Genomic DNA, 4,727 nt, shown 5'->3' with positions numbered 1-4,727 from the left:
TGGTATATCCGTCGTAATTATTGTATACTTCTTGGATAGTCTGTTTGGTAGCTTCGTCAGAATAGCGGTTACCCGAAATATTTTCCCGAATAGAGTCTAGTAGTTCTTCATCCGAACCAGCGTAGCCGTAGAAAGCCAACAAGCGAGCGAAATTGCTAGGGTTACCTACATCCATCGCATTAGAAATAGTTTGTACTGATGGGCGCGGGGCGAAATTTCCGGTTTCCAAGTACTTTGGCACTACATCGTTGGTGTTAGTGGCAGCAATAATATGGTCAATCGGCAAGCCTATTTGTTTGGCAATCAGCCCTCCGCAGAGATTGCCGAAGTTACCGCTCGGTACCGAAAAAATCAATCGCCAATCAGGGTTATACGCGAAGTCTCGCTTGAGCTGGGCGTAGGCATTAAAGTAATAGAAAGACTGGGGAATTAGCCGACTGATATTAATAGAATTAGCTGATGAGAGGGCGATCTGTTTTCGCAACTTTTGATCTAAGAAAGCTTGCTTTACCATTCGCTGACAATCGTCAAACGTACCGGAAACTTCCAGAGCAGATACGTTATTCCCGACTGTGGTAAGCTGCTTCTCCTGAATCTCACTTACTTTACCGCTGGGGTACAGCAATACTACATTGATCCCAGGTACATTTAAAAAACCCTGGGCCACGGCACTACCCGTATCGCCCGAAGTAGCGACCAAAATTGTACGTTCTTTTTCGCGGGGCGACTGCTGCAAGAACCAGGACATGGTACGAGCCATAAATCGGGCACCAAAATCCTTAAACGCTAAGGTTGGTCCGTGAAAAAGTTCTAACACGTGAACTTCCTCGTCTAGTTTTACCACCGGAGCCGGGAAGTTAATCGCATCTTCCACCAAATCACGCAGCTTGAGCGCCGGAATTTCATCATCTAGCAGCATGGTCGCCACCTGAAATGCAATCTCAGGAAAAGTAAACTTCTCTATCTCATCCACAAAATTATCCTCCAGCAATGGTAGATAAGTGGGCATATACAACCCATTATCTGCCGGCAAACTCTGGAATACTGCTTCCTGAAAAGAAACAGTCTGTGATCGTGATGTATCGTTTGTACTGTATAATTTCATAATTAACGGAGTCTGGAAACCGGAGACCGGAATATGATTCGTGAAAGTATTGCTTTATCAGTTGTTTCTTGTCTTGATTATAGTGTCTTGTTTTTACTCTGTGGATGCACATTTCAAAATCCGGTCTTCGGTCTCCAGATTCCGGTTTCCGTTATTCAATGATTCTTGGTCCTTGTTGGTTGATGGCGGAAACGTAAAGGTCGCTGTCGATGTTCAGGGCACCAAACGTATTCTGCATTTTTCTTCCCACTTCTTCGGCTACGCTTCGGTTTTTGCTCAGCGCAAATATAGATGGACCCGAGCCGGATATACCGCAGCCCAGCGCTCCCGCTGCCATCGCACTAGCCTTTACACTATCAAAGCCAGGAATGAGCAGCGAGCGAATAGGCTCAATAATAACATCCTGCATCGAACGACCGATTAACTCAAAATCGCCCTGCCATAGTCCGGCAATCAGTCCGGCGGTGTTGCCCCACTGAATGGTCGCATCTTCTAGTGAGATTTGTTTGCGTAAAATACTGCGAGCATCGCGGGTTTGTACTTCCACGTGCGGGTGAATGACGGTAGCGAATAGGCCCTCAGGAGTGGGTATTCGGATAACATCCAGTGGATCGTAACTACGAACCAGTACAAATCCACCCATTAATGCGGGGGCTACGTTATCGGCGTGAGCTGAGCCGCAGGCCAACCGCTCTCCTTCCATCGCAAACGGCAGCAAATCTTCCCGCCGCTGAATTGCCTTCTCTGGCTCATGGCGAAGTAGTAATTCGTTAGCCGCGTGCAGACCCGCTACGGCACTAGCCGCACTAGAACCCAACCCGCTACCCAGTGGCATATTTTTGTACAAGGTAATCTCTACCCCATATTCGGATTGTACCTGTTCCAACAGTTGTTTCACCACAATGCTAACAGTATTCTTATCCGGATCAAGCGGCAGCTTACCCTCGTCCCCAATGATTCTTTTAATTATTACTCCAGGTCTTTCGCACAATTGCATCACCACTTCGTCGCCGGGATTGTCAATGGCAAATCCCATAATGTCGAAGCCGCAAGCCACGTTGGCTACCGTGGCTGGTGCAAATACCCGAATTGTTTTATCCAAGAGGTGAATCCTTTCTGCTAAAGCGCAAAAATACGAGAATCTGTAAGAAAAGGGAGGACTTACTTTACTGAGAAAATCTATAGTGAAAAACTAGTGGTAAACTTTAGTGAGTTCTACTAATAAATATCGGCCAGAATTCTCCAGCATAAAGATTTAAATGCCCATGTGCAGTCGTATCTATCACACCTAAGATTTTAACCCTTAATGTGTCAAGACTATCCATTTTCTTAATTAGCTCTCCTTCTATTGGAGATAACCATAGTGCGTTACTCTTCCTAGACTTTATTGTCTGGTATAAAGCTACGTCTTCATATTTATAGTGTAGGAGTCCAGTCAGAAGAATAGTATCGCTATGATACTCTAACAGATCATTGAGTATCCCCCAGCTAGATTCAGGAATGTACTGATAAAAATTGACCTTCTTTTCTTTAGGTGAACAGTGGGTAAGTTGAATGATAAGAAGTAAAGAGACAGTGAGTCTAATCATACTTGGGTACTCTTTAAAAAAACCGATACCCTCACGAGCATCGGTGTTAAATTATAGGCGAGACTTACGAAGTTTTTGAAACTTTGTAAGTTTTTCCACTTAGTTTCTAAGTGGTTTCCCACCTTGCAGTAGTGACTGTATCCTCTCCAACGTTTTCTTCTCACCGGAAAGAGATAGGAAAGCTTCCCGCTCCAGATCCAGTAGATACTCTTCTGATACCATTTGCGGGTAGGATAGCTCGCCGCCGCACATTACGTAGGCAATCTTTTCGGCAATCTTCTGATCGTGGTCGGAGATGTAGTTTCCTTGTCGCATGCCGTAGATTCCGGCTAGGAAGAGTGCCATACCGCCTTTGCCCTGCACCTTAATATCTTTACGTTGAGTAGGTTGGGTGTAGCCTCGTTCAGCCAGTGATAAGGCGGCTTCCTTGGCATCGGCTAGCAAACGAGTTTTGTTCGTTGTGATCCGATCGCGGTTGCGAAGGTACTGTAAGTCAACGGCTTCCTGCGCTGAGGTAGATACCTTGGCGGTGGCAATGTTCATGAAGGCATTCTGCAGGGCGTTCAGCTCCACATCTCCGGCTTCAATACTGTCGGACACCCGCAGGGTCATTTCTTTGGTGCCACCCCCGGCCGGAATTAATCCTACCCCTACTTCTACTAGGCCGGTGTAGGTTTCGGCCGCGGCTTGTACGTGGTCGGCGTGTAACGTAAGCTCGCAACCTCCGCCCAATGCCATGCCGTGGGGGGCTACTACCACCGGAACGGAAGAGTAGCGCGCCCGCATTATGGTGCGCTGGAACTGGCGGATCATCATATCCACCTCGTCAAATTCCTGCTCGATGGCGTACATAAACAGCATTGCCAGATTGGCTCCGGCTGAGAAGTTCTGGCCTTCGTTACCGATCACTACGCCTACGTAGTCTTTTTCGGCCATATCAATGGCGCGGTTAATGGCTTCTACTGGATCGTTGCCCAGCGTATTCATTTTAGTGTGGAACTCTACGTTCAAGATTCCGTCGCCTAGGTCAAAAATTGTGGCTCCGTCGCTGCTCCACAGAACTTTGTTTTCTCGCAGCGTATCCAGCAACACAAACTCATCGGTACCGGGAATCACTTTGTAGGATTTACTATCAATGTCGTAGTACAGGCGTTTTCCGTTCTCAGCTTTGTAGAAGCTTTCCGCTCCGCTCTCCAGCATGTCGTACACCCACTGGTTAGGTTTATAGCCCGCTTCTTCCATCTTAGCCAGCGTTTTCTTTACGCCCAGCATATCCCAGGTTTCAAACGGGCCGTACTCCCAGCCAAAGCCAGCACATACCGCCTGATCGATGCGATAGAGTTCATCGGCAATTTCGGGAATGCGGTTAGAGCAGTATTTGAAAGCATCGTAAAAATGGGCGCGATAGAATTCACCCGCCTTATCCTGAGCATTGATTAAAATCTTTAGTCGCTCCTTTAGATCATCTTTTGGCTTGGCCATTTCCAGCGAAGGAAACCTAGCTTTGGTACGCTCGCCGTACTCGTAGTTTTCCAGGTTCAACTCCTGAATGACCGATTTGCCCTTTTCGTCTTTTGTTTTCTTATAGTAGCCTTGCCCAGTTTTATCGCCCAGCCACTTGCGGTCGTACAGTTCCTTCATAATGCCCGGCAACTGAAACATATCGCGGGCTTCGTCCTGCTTGAGTGCTCCGAATAGGTTGTTGGCTACATTGACAGTCGTGTCTAAACCAACTACGTCCATCGTACGGAAAGTAGCTGATTTGGGTCGTCCGATGATCGGGCCAGTCAGGCTATCAACTTCACCAACGGTAAGTCCTACCTTCTCAATCGTGTGCATCGTAGACAGAATACTGTATACGCCAATACGGTTGGCAATAAACGCCGGAGTGTCTTTACATAGCACGGTTTCTTTACCCAAGTACAAGTCACCATAATGCATCAGAAAATCTACAATCTTCGGATCAGTCTTCTGCGACGGAATGATCTCCAGCAGACGCAGGTAGCGAGGTGGGTTAAAGAAGTGAGTACCGC

The 4,727-nt window shown here is 47.2% G+C and carries 3 protein-coding genes; all 3 read right to left on the bottom strand.

Annotated elements, in window-relative coordinates; all coding sequences use genetic code 11:
• A partial coding sequence (gene thrC / locus WBA23_RS20895; RefSeq protein WP_424584222.1) for a threonine synthase occupies positions 1-1,105 on the bottom strand: 1,105 nt, incomplete at its 3' end.
• A gap of 151 nt (positions 1,106-1,256) precedes the next feature.
• Positions 1,257-2,207: a homoserine kinase gene (locus WBA23_RS20890; RefSeq protein ID WP_424584221.1), complete on the bottom strand. Its 951-nt coding sequence runs from the start codon at positions 2,205-2,207 to the stop codon at positions 1,257-1,259.
• Positions 2,208-2,793: 586 nt separating this feature from the next.
• On the bottom strand, positions 2,794-4,727 hold a 1,934-nt coding region (locus WBA23_RS20885), incomplete at its 5' end, for a 3-hydroxyacyl-CoA dehydrogenase/enoyl-CoA hydratase family protein (RefSeq protein WP_424584220.1).

Source organism: Tunicatimonas sp., assembly GCF_049647865.1.
In the GTDB taxonomy this organism is placed as follows: domain Bacteria; phylum Bacteroidota; class Bacteroidia; order Cytophagales; family Cyclobacteriaceae; genus Tunicatimonas.
The sequence above is the reverse complement of the archived record's forward strand: the minus strand, read 5'-3'. Positions and strand labels throughout refer to the sequence as shown.